This is a genomic window from Variovorax boronicumulans (assembly GCF_009811375.1).
Taxonomy (GTDB): domain Bacteria; phylum Pseudomonadota; class Gammaproteobacteria; order Burkholderiales; family Burkholderiaceae_C; genus Variovorax; species Variovorax boronicumulans.
The window spans coordinates 901,184-915,067 of record NZ_BKDH01000001.1; the positions used below are offsets into that span (position 1 = coordinate 901,184).

Below are 13,884 nucleotides of genomic sequence, written 5' to 3' on the forward strand. Positions count from 1 at the left end.
TTCGATCAGACCGGCAGGTCGCCGGCCGCCTTGCCGAGCCACTTCTTGGACATCGCGTCGAGCGTGCCGTCCTTCTTGGCGGCGGCAATGATCTCGTTGACCCGCGTCTTCAATGCGGTCTCGCCCTTGGCGATGCCGATGAAGCAGGGGCTGTCTTTCAGCAGCAGCTTGTACTCGGCGCTCACCTTCGGGTTCTTCGCGAGCATGTCGCCGGCCACTGCCGCGCTGGTCGCGAGGGTCTGCGTCTGGCCGGCCACGAAGGCGGCGATCGTCGCGTTGTTGTCCTCGAAGCGACGGTAGTCGACGTTCGGCGGCGCCACCTTGTTCAGTTCCTGGTCTTCCATGGCGCCGCGCGTCACGGCGACGGTCTTGCCGGCCATGTCGGCGAAGCTCGTGAGCTTCATGCTCTTGGCCGCATACACGGCCTGGAAGAAGGGCGCGTAGGCCGCGCTGAAGTCGATCACCTTCTCGCGCTCGACGTTCTTGCCGAGCGTGGAGATCACGAGGTCGGCCTTGCGCGTCTGCAGGTAGGGAATGCGGTTGGCGCTGGTCACCGGCACCAGCTCGACCTTCACGCCGAGCTTGGCGGCGACGAGCTGCGCCATCTCGACGTCCAGGCCCTGCGGCTGCATGTTGCGGTCGACCGAGCCGTACGGCGGGTAGTCGGTGGGCACGGCGATCTTGATGGTCTTGGCCTTGAGCACGTTGTCGAGCGCGTTCTGCGCCTGGGCGGCGCCGGTGGCGGCCAGCAGGGCGACGCTGGCCAGCGCGAGGGCAAGACGGCGGGTGGCGAAAGAGGTCATAGCAGGGCTCCTAGGTAGGTCGATGAATCGGTGGTGGCGTCGTCGGCGGGCGCGGCCTTGCGGCGGCGCTTCGGCGCGGGGGTGTTGTTCAGCGGTGCCAGCGCATCGCGCAGCTGCGCGAGCGGGTCGGCAGGCGCCTGCACGCGCAGCGCCGACTGCACCGTGCCGATGTGTTCGGCCATCAGCGCCTCGGCGGCGGCGTGGTCGCCGCGCTCCAGCGCCGCGACGATCTGCACGTGGTCCTCGCACGACTGCACCGCGTCGTGCGTGCTCTGGTAGAGCATGGCGATCAGCGTGGTGCGCGCGGTGAAGTCGCGCAGCGTGTCGGCCAGCAGCGTGTTGCCCAGGCACTCGGCCAGGCACACATGGAAGTCGCCCAGCAGGAAGCTGCGGTGGCCGACGTCGCTCTCTTTCAGTGCGGCCTTTTCACGCTGCAGGTGCGCCTTCAACTGGCGCAGGGCGGCCTTGTCGATCTTGTCGGTACTGCGGATGAGCCCGAGCTCGATCACGCGCCGCGCCTCGAAGGCCTCGCGCGCCTCGTCCTGCGAGGGCTCGATGACGAACCAGCCGCGCCGCGCGCTCACCGTGACGATGCCGCGCGCGGCCAGCCGCGTGAGCGCCTCGCGCACGATGGTGCGGCTGCAGTCGAACAGCATCGCCAGCGGCTGCTCGCCCAGGCGCGCGCCGGGCGCGAGCTTCTGCGCCATCACCGCTTCGACGATGCGTGCACTGATTTCGGATGCGGAGATGGCCATATGCCTGCATATCAGCAGCTTCCGTGCCAACTGGTATGCAAGCCGTGTGCACCGAAATGGGCCGGCCGTGGTGCGCCGGCGGTGCGCGCTAGCGCTGGCCGAGCGCGCTGCGGGGCAGGGCCAGCAGCATGAGCAGCGCCGACAGCACCAGCGCGCCGCTCAGCACATACAGGCTGGCCGTGAAGCCGCCCGTGAGCGTCTTGAGCGCGCCCACCATCATCGGCGCCACCAGCCCCGCGCTGCCGCCGATGGTGCTGATGAGCGCAATGCCCGCCGCCGCCGCGCTCTTCGACATGAAGCTGCCGGGAATCGCCCACAGCACGGTGAAGGCGCTCGAGATGCCCATCGACGCCAGCGCCAGGCACAGCACGGCGGCCACCGGGCTGTGCATGAAGAGCGTGGTCAGCGCCAGCCCGGCTGCGCCCGCGAGCGCGCCCAGCGCGAAGTGCCAGCGGCGTTCCTGGTGCCGGTCGGAGTGGCGCCCCACGACGATGTTGGCCGCGATGCCGGCCACGGCGGGAATCACCGAATAGAAGCCGATCTGCAGCACGCTGAGCCCCATCGACTTCAGGATCGTCGGTTGCCAGAACGACAGCGCATAGATGCCCAGGATGATCAGGAAGGACATGAAGCCGATCAGCCACACGCGCCCGTCGCGCATCGCCGCGCCGAAGGTGTGGCGTCCGGCGGCGCCGTGCGCGGCCTGGTCCTCGGCCAGCAGGTGGGCCACGCGCTGCTTCTCGGCCGGCGAGAGCCACGGTGCCTGCGCCGGGCTGTTCGACAGCGTGCGAAAGGCAATGACGCCCAACAGCACGCTCGGCAGCCCTTCGAGCAGGAACAGCCACTGCCAGCCGCGCAGTGCCAGCACGCCGTCGAGGTAGGTCATCGTGAGCCCGGCGATCGGCCCCGCGACGATGGGCGCCGCGCCGAAGGCCATGAAGAAGAGCGCGGTCGCCTGTGCGCGGCGGCGCGAGGGGAACCACAGCGTCAGGTAGAACAGCACGCCGGGCGCGAAGCCGGCCTCGAACACGCCGATGAGAAAGCGCAGCACGTAGAACTGCGTGGGCGTGGTGGCGAACATCATCGCCGCCGAAGCCAGGCCCCACAGGCCCATGATGCGCAGCAGCGTGGCGCGCACGCCGATCTTCGCGAGCATCAGGTTGCTCGGGATCTCGAACACCGCGTAGCCGAGAAAGAAGATGCCCGCCCCCAGGCCGAACACCGCGTCGCTGAAACCCAGCTGGTCTTTCATCTGCAGCTGCGCGTAGCCGACGTTGGTGCGGTCCAGGTAGTTCAGCACGTAGCAGGCGCACAGCAGCGGCATCAGCCGCCAGGTGATCTTGCGAAAGAGCGCGGCGTCGTCGCGCGCATCGGCCGAGGCCGGCGTGCGCGCGCCGGCGGCGGCATCGAGGGTGGCGGTGTTCATCGGTGTGTCTCCTTCTCTTTCTTGCTGTTGTGCGCGTGTTGGCAGGTCAGGCTCGCACGAGCGCGCCGAAGCTGGTTTCGCCCCACAGATGGCTGGTCGGCGCGCCCGGAAACAGCCAGTGCGGCGAGCACTCGGCCGACGGCACGACGTTGCTGAAGCCGTGCAGCGCCGAGGTGCCCGCGAGCGTCTTCTCGAGCACCATCGACAGGTACTGGTCGTTGCTGCTCTCCTGCGTGTTGCCGTTGAGGATCACCTCGGCGCCCGTGGCCTGCGCATAGCGGCGGATGCCGTTGTGGCGCGACTGCAGCGGCGCCCAGCTGTCGGCCGACACGCCGTTCTCGCTGCTCACGCGCAGGCCGTCGCCCGTGCGGTACACCAGCGAGTGGTTGCCTTCGGTGTGCCCCGGCGTGTGCACCAGCGCGACGCCGGGGCCGAGCTGCAGGCTGCCGTCGAAGGCGGCGATGCGTTCGGGCGGCACCCCGTCCAGGCCGTGCGGGCAGTACCACTCGGCCTGCACCGGCAGAAGGCCCTGCACGTTCGCGAGTTCCTGGCGATGCGCCAGCAGCTTCGCGTTCGGCAGCAGGCCCGGCGCACCCGCGCTGCCGAGCCAGCGGCGCACGTCCTGCGTGTGCAGGTGGTCGTAGGTGATGTGGTCGATCTGCCCGGGCGCCACGCCGCAGCCGGCGAGCGCCTGCAGCACGGTCTGGTAGACCGGCGCGATGGCCTTGTGCAGGAATTTCGGCGTCTGGTCGCTCAGGCGCTTGAAGTAGGGCGTTGCGTTGCCGGCCTCGAAGTCGGCCGGCGTGAAGAGCAGCGTGCGCAGCCGGCCTTCGAAGTCGTCGTACTGGACGAGCACGGTGCGCGCCAGCAGGTGCACCATGTGCGGCTTGAGCAGCTGCTGCGAGTACACGCCGGTGAAGGCGAACCACGCGGGGTAGGGAATGCGCAGCAGGTTGAAGCTGCGCGCGAAGTGAACGGGCGGTGCGTCGAGCAGCCGCTCGCGCAGGGCCTCGGCGCCGCGGCGGATGGCGCGCAGGCGGTCCTGCGGCATGGCGGCGTGGCGCGTGCCGTCGAGCTCGGTGATCTGCGCGAAGCCGGTGGGGTCGGGGTCTCGGGTCATGGTCGTCTCCTGTGTCTGGATGCGTGGGCTGCCTGGTTCGTCGCTCAGTACATCGAGCGCCCTCCGGAGATATCGAACACCGCCCCGGTGCTGAACGAGCACTCGTCCGACGCCAGCCACGCCGCCATCGCCGCCACCTCGTCGACGTCGACAAAGCGCCCCATCGGCACGCGCGAGAGCAGGGCGGTGCGCAGCTGCTCGCGGTGCTCGGCGGGCACGTCCGCGAAGACGGCGGTGTCGGCCGCCGACGGCGTGATGCAGTTCACCAGCACGCCCGACGACGCCAGCTCCTTGCCGAGCGACTTGGTCAGCGCGATGAGCCCGGCCTTTGAGGCCGAGTAGGCGGCGTTGAAGCCGTTGCCTTCCTTGCCCGCGACCGAGGCGATGTTGACGATGCGCCCGCGCCGCTGCACCAGCATCAGCGGCGCGACGGCGCGGCAGCACAGCCAGGCGCCCGTGAGGTTGATGTCGAGCACGTGGCGCCACTGCGCGGGCGTGTGCTCCCACGCGGGCACGGTCGGCCCCAGCACGCCCGCGTTGTTGACGAGCACGTCGATGCGGCCGAAGCGCTCCTGCGACTGCGAAGTCGCGCGGGCGATCTGGTCTTCATCGCGCACGTCGACCAACGATGTGACCACGGTGCCCAGCGGCGCCAGTTGCGCCGCCGCCTCCGCCAGCGTTGCGGCCTCGACATCCCACAGCGCGACGCTCGCGCCGTTCGCGAGGCAGCGCCGCGCGATGGCCAGACCGATGCCGCGCGCGCCGCCGGTCACGATCGCGTGGCGCCCTTCGAGCGGCCGGGCGAGCGTGTCGGTCATGCCGTGGCGGCCTCGGCCCGGGGGGCGGTTTGGCCGAGCAGTCCGGCGACCAGCCCGCCCACCATCTCCGGGGGCACGCCCACGAGCAGCTGGCGCAGCATCGTCAGCGTGTCGAAGTACACGCGCTCGCACACCAGCCGGTCGCCCTCGAAGATGAAGAAGGCGTTCATGCGGCAGCGAAAGCTGTTGCCCGTGGGCGGCAGGCCCTTGAGCGGGCCGCGGTGCGTGCCGAGCAGCCAGAACTCCACGATCACCGAATCGTCGGCATGGCGCAGCTGGATGATCTCGTGGCGCTGGTCGGGGAAGGCGCGGCGCGTGTCGGTGTAGTACTGGCGCACGTCGGCGATGCCGTCGTGCACCTCGCCGCTGGGAATCAGCTCGTAGTGCGGATGCGGGAAGGTGCCCAGCACCGCGTCGAAATCCTGCCGCGTCTCGTCGGCGAAATGGTCGAGCACGAGGCGCTCGCGGCGGGCTTGCAGGTCGGTCAGGGTGGTCATCGGGGTGTGCTCCATGCGACAGGGGTGACAGGGGACATCGGGTTGCCGCGAATGCGTCGACCCGGGTGGCCTGCGTACTATCGACAGCCCCTCGACGCCAGACTGTCCGGTGTTGGCAATCGAGGCCCCGGACAAACCCGCGATGCCACGCTCTTCCCCTTCTGCCAGCGCCAGCCCCGCCGAGCCGGACGCGCAGCCTTCGCCCGTGCACAACAGCGACATGCGGCTGGCCGACGACGTGCAGCAGCGCCTGCTCGCGGTGGCGCACCGGCGCACGCTGGTGCGCGGCGAATCGCTGTTCCACAAGGGCTCGTCGCCCGACGCGCTGTTCGGCGTGGTCAGCGGCTCGTTGCGCGTGAGCGTGGTCGCGCCGGGCGGGCGCGAGGCGGTGATCGCGATGCTCGAGCCGGGTCACTGGTTCGGCGAGGTCTCGCTGCTGGTGGGGCGCGAGCGCGTCTACGACACCTGCGCCGTCGACACCACCGAGATGGCCGTGGTCGCGGCGGCCGACTTCCACCGGCTGGTGGCCGACCATCCCGACGTGCACATGGCCTTCACCCGGCTCGTGTGCCTGCGGCTGCGCCAGGCGCTGGCCTGGATCGACGACGTGATCCTGATGCCGCTGCCCGTGCGGCTGGCGCACCGGCTGCTCACGCTGGACGCGCGCGCGGTCGCGCCGACGGAGGAAGGGGGCGGCACGCTGCTGGGCGTGTCGCAGGAAGACCTGTCGTTCATGCTCGGCGTGTCGCGCCAGAGCGTGAACCGCCAGCTCAAGCTGTGGGAGGAAGACGGCACGCTGCGCGTGCGCTACCGCAGCATCGAACTGCTCGACCGCGCGCAGCTGGAGCGGCACGCGGCCACGCCGCGCTGAACGCGGCCGGAGTTCAGTCCATCCGCGCGCCCGAGGCCTTCACCGCCTTGTCCCAGCGCGGCGTTTCCGTCGCGAGGAAGCGTGCGAAGTCTTCGCTGCCCAGGTAGGCCGGGTCCGCGCCCTGGCTCACCATGCGCTCGCGCACCTCGGGGCTGGTCAGCACCTGCCTGAACGCATCGCTGAGCCTGGCGACCACGTCCTTGGGCGTGTCCTTCGGCGCCAGGAAACCATAGAAGCCCACCACCTCGAAGCCCTTGACGCCCGACTCGATGACGGTCGGCACGTCGGGCAGCGCGGGGTTGCGCTCGCGGCTGGTCACGGCCAGCGCGCGCACCTTGCCCTGCTTGTGATAGTTGGCGGCCTGCGGAATCGATTCGGCCATGAACTGCACCTGCCCGCCCATCAGGTCGGTGAAGGCCGGCGCGCTGCCGCGGTAGGGGATGTGCACCATGAAGAGGCCGGTCGCGGTCTTGAACATCTCGGGCACGAGGTGGCTGATGCCGCCGTTGCCCGCCGAGCCGTAGTTGACCTGGCCCGGCCGCGCCTTGGCGTAGTCGATGAACTGCTTGAGGTTCTGCACCGGCAGCTTGGGCGTGACCAAGAGCGCGAGCGGCTGCATCGCGGTGCGCGCGATCGGCACGAAGTCGCGCTGCGTGTTGTAGGGCAGCTTGCTGTAGAGCGCGCCGTTGATCACCGCCACCCCGGTGTTGGCCAGCACCAGCGTGTAGCCGTCGGCCGGGCTCTTGGCGACGAAGTCGGCGCCGACCGAGCCGCCCGCGCCGGGCTTGTAGTCGACGATCAGCGGCTGGCCGAGCACGGCCTGCAGCTTGTCGGTCAAAAGGCGTGCGTGCTGGTCGAGCGGGCCGCCGGCCGGAAAGCCGATGACGACCTTGATCGGCTTGTCGGGGTAGGCGGCCAGGGCCGCCGTGGTGCCGAACGTGCCAAATGCGCCGAGGGCGAAAGAAAGGACCGCCGATGCGGTCCGGGTGGGCTTGCTCATGATCCGTCTCCTTTTTTGTGGAGACGATCATAAGCAGCGCGGTCAGCTCGCCAGCGTGGCCTTCAGCGTGATCTCGGGCACGCTCGCCAGCGCCTTCGACAGCGGGCAGCCGGCCTTCGCGGCGGCGGCGATTTCCTGGAACTTCGCTTCGTCGAGGTTCGGCACGGCCGCGTCCAGTTCGAGCTGGATGCGGTCGATCTTGAAACCGGCGCCGTCCTTGGCCAGCCGCACGGCGGCCCTGGTGTCGATGCGCGTCGCGGTCAGGCCCGCCGCTTCCAGCGCGAAGGCGAAGGCCATCGTCAGGCAGGCCGCATGGGCTGCGCCGACGATCTCCTCGGGGTTGGTGCCGCGCCGGTCGTCTTCGAAGCGGCTGGCGAAGCCGTAGGGGTAGTCCTTGAGGGCGCCGGTCTCGGTGCTGACGAGGCCCTTGCCGGTCTTGCCGGCGCCTTCCCAGTGAACGCTTGCGTGCTTGTCTGCTGCCATGGACATTCCTTCAGTCAGGTGGAGGGTGGATCGGAGGGAGAACCGCAGGTATCGCTCCGAAATCCGCGCCTGTCTGTAGTCGCAGAGCGCATCGCATCGGGGGCCGACGTCAGCCGCCGTGCACGCCCCAGGTGCTGCGTTTCAGTTGGCCCCGGACCTCGCCGCCCGGCCAGGCCTGCGTCGACACGCTGACATACCAGAGGCCGGCCATCAGGTCGGCCATCTGGGCGGGCGTCAGCCGGCTCGTGCCGGTCCGCTCGTAGCCGGCGCCGGTGCCGTCGTTGCGCGGCTCCCCCTCGCTGGGCAGCGGCAGCTGGATCGCCAGCGGGCCATTGCTGCCCGTGGCGGCGGGGCCGTAGAAGCCGACGACCGTCGCCGGCCCGCTCAGGCGCGCGGCGTTCACGCGCCATTCGAACACCCCGGTGGCCAGCGTCAGCGTACCGGCCGCCGAGCCGCCGGCCTTGCCCTTGTGCGGCGGGACCACGTCCTCGGTCCCGAGCCAGCAGTCGGCCACGAACCATGTCGGCGGTTCCTTGGACGGCGAGTCCGTCGCGGGGGCCGACATGCCGAACCGGGGGACCCGCGAGCAGCCCGCCGCGGCCAGGGCGGCCAGTGCGGCACCGAAGAGGGCGATGCGTCGGCGCAGGGGAGTGCGGGCGGGGTCAGGCATGGCAGACAGGCACAGGTGAAGCGGAGCCCGCACGATAGCCGATGCGCTGTGCCTACCCGACGTACGAAGAATGGGCGTCGCCAAGGTGACGCCCCGGGGGCTTCCCCGATGGGAGCGGCGGCCGGTGCGGCTTAGGCTGGCGCATTGCGCCTTTTCGCACCGCTTTCTTTCCCCTCTCCTTCCTCCTCCGCCTGTTCACAGACCATGCAACCACGCCCGCATTACAAGTTCTGGCCCAAGCGCCTCCCGCATTCGATCACCGTCCCCGCGACCTCGCTGTGGCACAACCTGGCCACCTCGGCGGCGCGCTACCCCGACAAGGCCGCGCTGGTCTTCTTCGGCCGCGTGCTGAGCTACCGCGACGTGGCCGACCAGGTCGAACGGCTGGCCGGCACGCTGCATGCGCTGGGCGTGCAGCGCGGCGACCGCGTGGTGCTGAACATGCAGAACTGCCCGCAGCTGGTGATCGCGCATTTCGCCATCCTGCGCGCCAACGCCGTCGTGGTGCCGGTCAACCCGATGAACCGGGCCGAAGAGCTCAAGCACTACATCGTCGACCCCGACGCCAAGGTGGCGATCACCACCGGCGACCTCGCGGCCGAGCTGGCCAAGGCCAGCGACGCACTGCCGCCCGAGCAGCGCCTGTCGCACCTCATCGTGAGCCAGTTCACCGACGCCTTCGATGCCGGCGTGACCGGCGACGACGCCCCCGCGCCGGCCTGGGCCGACTGGCTCGGCACGCGCCACCCGCTGCCCGCGCTGGCCGACGGCCGGGTCATGGCGTGGACCGACGCGCTCGCGGCCGGCCACCCGGCCCCCGCGCACGTGGTGGGCGCCAACGACATGGCGCTGCTGCCCTACACCAGCGGCACCACCGGCCTGCCCAAGGGCTGCGTGCACCACCATTCGAGCCTCATGCACAACGCGATGGCGGGCCAGCTCTGGGGCCAGGCGACGTCGGAGGCGGTGGTGCTGGCGGTGGTGCCGATGTTCCACATCACCGGCGTGGTGAGCATGATGCACACCTCGATCCTCGCGGCGGCCACGCTGGTCATCATGCCGCGCTGGGACCGCGACGTGGCGGGCCGGCTCATCTCGCGCTGGAAGGTCACGAGCTGGACCAACATCCCCACCATGGTCATCGACCTCATGGCCAGCCCCAACTTCGCGAGCTACGACCTCACGAGCATGACCCACATCGGCGGCGGCGGTGCCGCCATGCCGCAGGCCGTGGCGCAGCGCTTGTTCGAGCAGTACGGCCTGAAGTACCAGGAAGGCTACGGCCTCACCGAGACCGCCGCGCCCTCGCACACCAACCCCTCGGACCACCCCAAGCAGCAGTGCCTGGGCATCCCGTTCATGAGCACCGACGCGCGCGTGGTCGACCCCGACACGCTGCAGGAAATGCCCATCGGCGAATCGGGCGAGATCATCATCCACGGCCCCGAGGTGTTCCAGGGCTACTGGAAGCGCCCCGACGCCACCAAGTCCGCTTTTGTGGAGTTCGAGGGCAAGCGCTTCTTCCGCTCGGGCGACATGGGCCGCATGGACGAGGAGGGCTACTTCTTCATCACCGACCGTTTGAAACGCATGATCAACGCGAGCGGCTTCAAGGTGTGGCCGGCCGAGGTCGAGCTGCTGATGTTCCGCCACCCCGCGATCCAGGAGGCCTGCGTCATCTCGACCAAGGACGACTACCGCGGCGAATCGGTCAAGGCCGTGGTGGTGCTGCGCGCCACGCACAAGGACACGACCGAGCAGCAGATCATCGACTGGTGCCGCGAGAACATGGCGGTCTACAAGATTCCGCGCAAGGTGGAGTTTGTCGATGCGCTGCCCAAGAGCGGCAGCGGCAAGGTGATGTGGCGCCTGCTGCAGGAGAAGGAAGGCACGGCGGCCTGATCGTCGCTGTGGGCTACAGCTGGCGCGCGTAGCGCCCCGGCGCCTGGCCCACATGGCGGCTGAACGCCGTGCTGAACGTGCTGGCCGAGCTGTAGCCGACGCGCGCGGCCACCACCGCCGGCGCGCAGCCGCCGCGGCGCAGCAGGTCCTTGGCGATCGCCATGCGCCAGGCCAGCAGGTACTCCATCGGCGGCAGGCCCACGGCGCGCGAGAAGCGCTCGAAGAAGGCCGAGCGCGAGAGCGCGGCCTTGCCGGCGAGTTCTTCCACCGTCCATGAACGCGCGGGGTCCGCGTGCATGTGCCGTACGGCGACGGCCAGCCGGCTGTCCGCCAGCGCGCGCAGCAGCCCCGGCGGCGCGCCTTCGCCGGGCGCCGAGCGCAGCGCCTCGATCAGCAGCACCTCGACCAGCCGCCCGAGCACGAGGTCGCGCCCCGGCCGCTGCGCCATCGACTCTTCGCGCACGAGCTGCACCAGCAGCGACAGCCGCGCGACGCCGCGCATGTGCAGCACAGAAGGCAGCAGCGACACCATCAGGGCCGCGTCGGGCGAATCGAAGGCGAAGTAACCGCCGAGCATGCGCACGTCGGGCGGACCGTTCCGGTCGCCGTGGCGGACCTCGTTGTGTGCGTCCTCGCGCGCCGCCTGCTCATGCGAATCGAGAAACACCGGCGGTGCCGGCGTGCGCCCCGACAGCGTGAAGCCGGGCGTGGCCGGCATGAGCAGGAAGTCGCCGGCGGCCAGCGCCAGCGGCGGCTGGCCGTCGACCGCCAGGACGCACTCGCCCTCGAGCATGGTGCAGAAGCTGGGCTGGCCGAAGGCCGTGTAGCGCACGGCCCAGGCGCCGGCGCCCGCGATCACCTTGGAATACACGGCGCGCGGGCGAAGCAGCGCGATGACCTCGGCCAGGGGATCGGCCATGGCTGGACTCCTGCAAAATAAATGGCGACGTTCGATGGTAGCAAGTCCGGTTGGTCGTCCCTATCGTTGGGGCTCTTCATCACCCACTTCCAAGGAACCCCATTGAAAACCGCACTGATCACCGGCTGCTCCTCCGGCTACGGCCTGGCCACCGCGCGTCACTTCCACGCCCAGGGCTGGCGCGTCGTCGCCACCATGCGCACGCCGCGCGACGACCTCTTTCCCGACGCGCCGAACCTGCGCGTGCTGCCGCTCGACGTGACGCGGCCCGACAGCATCGCCGCCGCCATCGAGAACGCGGGCCCGATCGACGTGCTCGTGAACAACGCCGGCGTCGGTCTCTTCGGCGCCTTCGAGGCCACGCCCATGGCCACCGTGCGCGAGGTGTTCGAGACCAACACCTTCGGCATGATGGCCATGGCGCAGGCCGTGCTGCCGCAGTTCCGGGCGCGGCGCTCGGGGGTGCTGGTCAACGTCACCTCGAGCGTCACGCTCGCGCCGATGCCGCTGGTGGCCGCGTACACCGCGAGCAAGACGGCGATAGAGGGCTTCACCGCCTCGCTCGCCTTCGAGCTGGCGGCGTTCAACGTGCGCGTGAAGCTGGTCGAGCCGGGCTACGGGCCCGGCACGCGGTTCACCGAGAACGGGGCGCAGCGCATGCAGGGCCTGATCCCGCCGGAATACGCGCCGCTGGCGCAGGGCGTCTTCGCGGCGCTGGGCAATCCCACGGCCGTGACCACGGCGGCCGACGTGGCCGAGGCCGTCTGGCGCGCCGCGAACGACACGGCGGAGACGCTGCGCTATCCGGCGGGCGCGGACGCGGTGGCGCTCGCGGCAGCCCGGCCGGCCTGAGCCACGCTGTCCGCAGTGCGGACAGGACGGGCAGGGCGGTACTGCGGCCTTTTTGCTTAAAATGAGAATAATTCTTATTTGTAGGCGGAACCCCCGCCGCCGTGCCGCCCGCCATGTCCGCTGCCGAAGCCGCCTTCCAGCAAGTCCACACCCTCTACAGCGACCACCACGGCTGGCTGCAGTCGTGGCTGCGCAAGAAGCTCGGCAATTCGTGCGACGCGGCCGACCTGGCGCAGGACACCTTCGCGCGGCTGCTGACGGCGCGCAACCCCGAGGTCATCGTGCAGCCGCGCGCCTACCTCACGAGCGTGGCCAAGAACATCCTCGTGAACTGGTACCAGCGCCAGGCGCTGGAGCGGGCCTACCTCGAGGCGCTGGCCGTGATGCCCGAGCCCGAGGCGCCGTCGCCCGAGCAGCGGCTGGTGATCCTGCAGACGCTGCACGAGATCGACGCGATGCTCGACGCCCTCAAGCCACTCGCGCGCCGGGCCTTCCTGCTGTCGCAGCTCGACGGCATGAAGTACGAGGACATCGCGCGCGAGCTGGGCGTGTCGCTCGTCACGGTCAAGCGCTACATGCAGCAGGGCTTCCGGGGGTGCCTGGCGGTGATGGCATGAGCGCCGCGCCGGGCCGCCCCAAGCAAGCTCGCGCCGAAGTGCGAAGCACGAAGGCATTCTGATGAGCGCCATGAATTTCGAAACGTCGGCACTCGCCCCGCGCGTGCTCGACGAGGCCGCCGAATGGCTGATGCGGCTGCACGACAGCGCCGTCACCGACGAAGACCGCCATGCCTGCGAGCGCTGGCGCCAGAGCCACCCCGACCACGCACGCGCCTGGGCGCGCGCCGAGCAGCTGATGAACAAGCTCGGCGGCCTGCCGCCGGCGCTGGCGATGTCCTCGCTCGCGCGGCCCGCGCGCGGCAACGCGAACAGCCGCCGCGCCACCCTCGGCCGGCTGGCCGCGCTGCTGGCGGCCGTGCCCGCCGGCTGGCTCGGCTGGCAGGCGGTCGAGATGGCGGGCGAGCGCGGCTGGATGGCCGGGCACCGCACCGCCACCGGCGAGCGCCGCGAACTGCGGCTGGCTGACGGCAGCCGCCTCACGCTCAACACCGCCAGCGCGGTCGATGTGCACTTCGACGGCACGCAGCGCCGCGTGGTGCTGCAGGCGGGCGAGATCTTCATCGCCACCGCGCCCGACCCCGCCGCCGCGCACCGCCCGTTCCGCGTGGCCAGCGCCGGCGGCACGCTGGAGGCGCTGGGCACGCGCTTCAGCGTGCGCAAGGAGACGGGCGGCGCCACCCACATCGCCGTGCTCGAAGGCGCGGTGCGCATCACGCCCGAGCGTGCCGCCGCGCGCGTGCTGCCGGCGGGGCAGCAGGCCCGCTTCACGGCCGACGGCATCGACGACTTCCGTCCGGCGGACGCCTCGGTGTTGGCCTGGACGCAGGGCATGCTGCTCGCCGACGGCATGCGGCTGGCCGACTTCGCCGCCGAGCTGTCGCGCTATCGCCCCGGGCTGCTGCAGTGCGACGCAGCGGTGGCCGAGCTGCGCGTCTCGGGCGCCTTTCCGCTGGCCGACACCGACGGCGTGCTGCGCATGCTGGTGTCGACGTATCCGGTGGACGCGGCCACGCGCCTGCGCGGCTACTGGGTCACGCTGGTGCCGCGTGCGGCACCCGAAGAGCGCGCGACGGGCGCTTCGAAAAATATATCGATCCGGGGGTGAGACTTTTTTTCGTTTCGGCTGGCAAGGAGGGTGAAGAACCCAC

At 70.3% G+C, this 13,884-nt stretch carries 15 protein-coding genes; 5 read left to right on the forward strand and 10 right to left on the reverse strand.

Translation table 11 applies throughout. The features are described from left to right. Positions 1-5 precede the first annotated feature (5 nt). The 6 genes from VHAB30_RS04240 to VHAB30_RS04265 form a co-directional block, all read right to left on the reverse strand. The gene (locus VHAB30_RS04240; RefSeq protein ID WP_139702851.1) at positions 6-803 is read right to left on the reverse strand and encodes a transporter substrate-binding domain-containing protein; all 798 of its coding nucleotides are present in this window, start codon (positions 801-803) and stop codon (positions 6-8) included. Beyond that, on the reverse strand, positions 800-1,558 hold the full coding sequence (locus VHAB30_RS04245; RefSeq protein WP_159275933.1) for a GntR family transcriptional regulator: 759 nt from the start codon (positions 1,556-1,558) through the stop codon (positions 800-802). Before VHAB30_RS04245 ends, VHAB30_RS04240 begins: the two co-directional genes overlap by 4 nt. Before the next feature lie 88 nt (positions 1,559-1,646). Further along, entirely contained in the window at positions 1,647-2,984 is a 1,338-nt protein-coding gene (locus tag VHAB30_RS04250) for an MFS transporter (RefSeq protein ID WP_159275934.1), read from the reverse strand. A gap of 46 nt (positions 2,985-3,030) precedes the next feature. Further along, entirely contained in the window at positions 3,031-4,104 is a 1,074-nt protein-coding gene (locus VHAB30_RS04255; RefSeq protein WP_159275935.1) for an MBL fold metallo-hydrolase, read from the reverse strand. Positions 4,105-4,148: 44 nt separating this feature from the next. Then, positions 4,149-4,922, reverse strand: a complete 774-nt coding sequence (locus VHAB30_RS04260; RefSeq protein ID WP_159275936.1) for an SDR family NAD(P)-dependent oxidoreductase — start codon at positions 4,920-4,922, stop codon at positions 4,149-4,151. Beyond that, positions 4,919-5,419: an ester cyclase gene (locus VHAB30_RS04265; RefSeq protein ID WP_223301409.1), complete on the reverse strand. Its 501-nt coding sequence runs from the start codon at positions 5,417-5,419 to the stop codon at positions 4,919-4,921. Before VHAB30_RS04265 ends, VHAB30_RS04260 begins: the two co-directional genes overlap by 4 nt. Before the next feature lie 142 nt (positions 5,420-5,561). On the opposite strand from VHAB30_RS04265, the gene VHAB30_RS04270 reads away from it, so the two are divergent. Beyond that, the gene (locus VHAB30_RS04270) at positions 5,562-6,290 is read left to right on the forward strand and encodes a Crp/Fnr family transcriptional regulator (RefSeq protein WP_159275937.1); all 729 of its coding nucleotides are present in this window, start codon (positions 5,562-5,564) and stop codon (positions 6,288-6,290) included. 13 nt (positions 6,291-6,303) lie between these two features. Here the strand turns inward: VHAB30_RS04270 and VHAB30_RS04275 are convergent, their stop codons facing one another. From VHAB30_RS04275 to VHAB30_RS04285, 3 genes are all read right to left on the reverse strand, one after another. Further along, a complete protein-coding gene (locus VHAB30_RS04275) occupies positions 6,304-7,290 on the reverse strand; it encodes a Bug family tripartite tricarboxylate transporter substrate binding protein (RefSeq protein ID WP_159275938.1) in 987 nt (328 codons plus the stop codon). A 42-nt stretch (positions 7,291-7,332) separates the two neighbouring features. Next, positions 7,333-7,773, reverse strand: coding sequence for an OsmC family protein (locus VHAB30_RS04280; RefSeq protein ID WP_159275939.1), 441 nt, complete (start codon positions 7,771-7,773; stop codon positions 7,333-7,335). Positions 7,774-7,882: 109 nt separating this feature from the next. Then, positions 7,883-8,338 carry a CHRD domain-containing protein gene (locus tag VHAB30_RS04285; protein ID WP_159275940.1) on the reverse strand — a complete coding sequence of 152 codons (456 nt, stop codon included), beginning with the start codon at positions 8,336-8,338 and terminating at the stop codon, positions 7,883-7,885. Between the two features lie 309 nt (positions 8,339-8,647). On the opposite strand from VHAB30_RS04285, the gene VHAB30_RS04290 reads away from it, so the two are divergent. Then, a complete protein-coding gene (locus VHAB30_RS04290) occupies positions 8,648-10,345 on the forward strand; it encodes a long-chain fatty acid--CoA ligase (protein ID WP_159275941.1) in 1,698 nt (565 codons plus the stop codon). A gap of 13 nt (positions 10,346-10,358) precedes the next feature. Here the strand turns inward: VHAB30_RS04290 and VHAB30_RS04295 are convergent, their stop codons facing one another. Then, positions 10,359-11,264 (reverse strand): AraC family transcriptional regulator, encoded by a 906-nt coding sequence (locus VHAB30_RS04295; RefSeq protein ID WP_159275942.1) that lies wholly within the window; start codon positions 11,262-11,264, stop codon positions 10,359-10,361. Between the two features lie 102 nt (positions 11,265-11,366). Between VHAB30_RS04295 and VHAB30_RS04300 the strand changes: the two genes are divergently transcribed. From VHAB30_RS04300 to VHAB30_RS04310, 3 genes are all read left to right on the forward strand, one after another. Then, positions 11,367-12,116 carry an SDR family oxidoreductase gene (locus VHAB30_RS04300; protein ID WP_159275943.1) on the forward strand — a complete coding sequence of 250 codons (750 nt, stop codon included), beginning with the start codon at positions 11,367-11,369 and terminating at the stop codon, positions 12,114-12,116. Positions 12,117-12,229: 113 nt separating this feature from the next. Next, entirely contained in the window at positions 12,230-12,733 is a 504-nt protein-coding gene (locus tag VHAB30_RS04305) for a sigma-70 family RNA polymerase sigma factor (protein ID WP_070062515.1), read from the forward strand. A 61-nt stretch (positions 12,734-12,794) separates the two neighbouring features. After that, positions 12,795-13,841, forward strand: coding sequence for a FecR domain-containing protein (locus VHAB30_RS04310; protein WP_216850693.1), 1,047 nt, complete (start codon positions 12,795-12,797; stop codon positions 13,839-13,841). Positions 13,842-13,884: the final 43 nt, after the last annotated feature.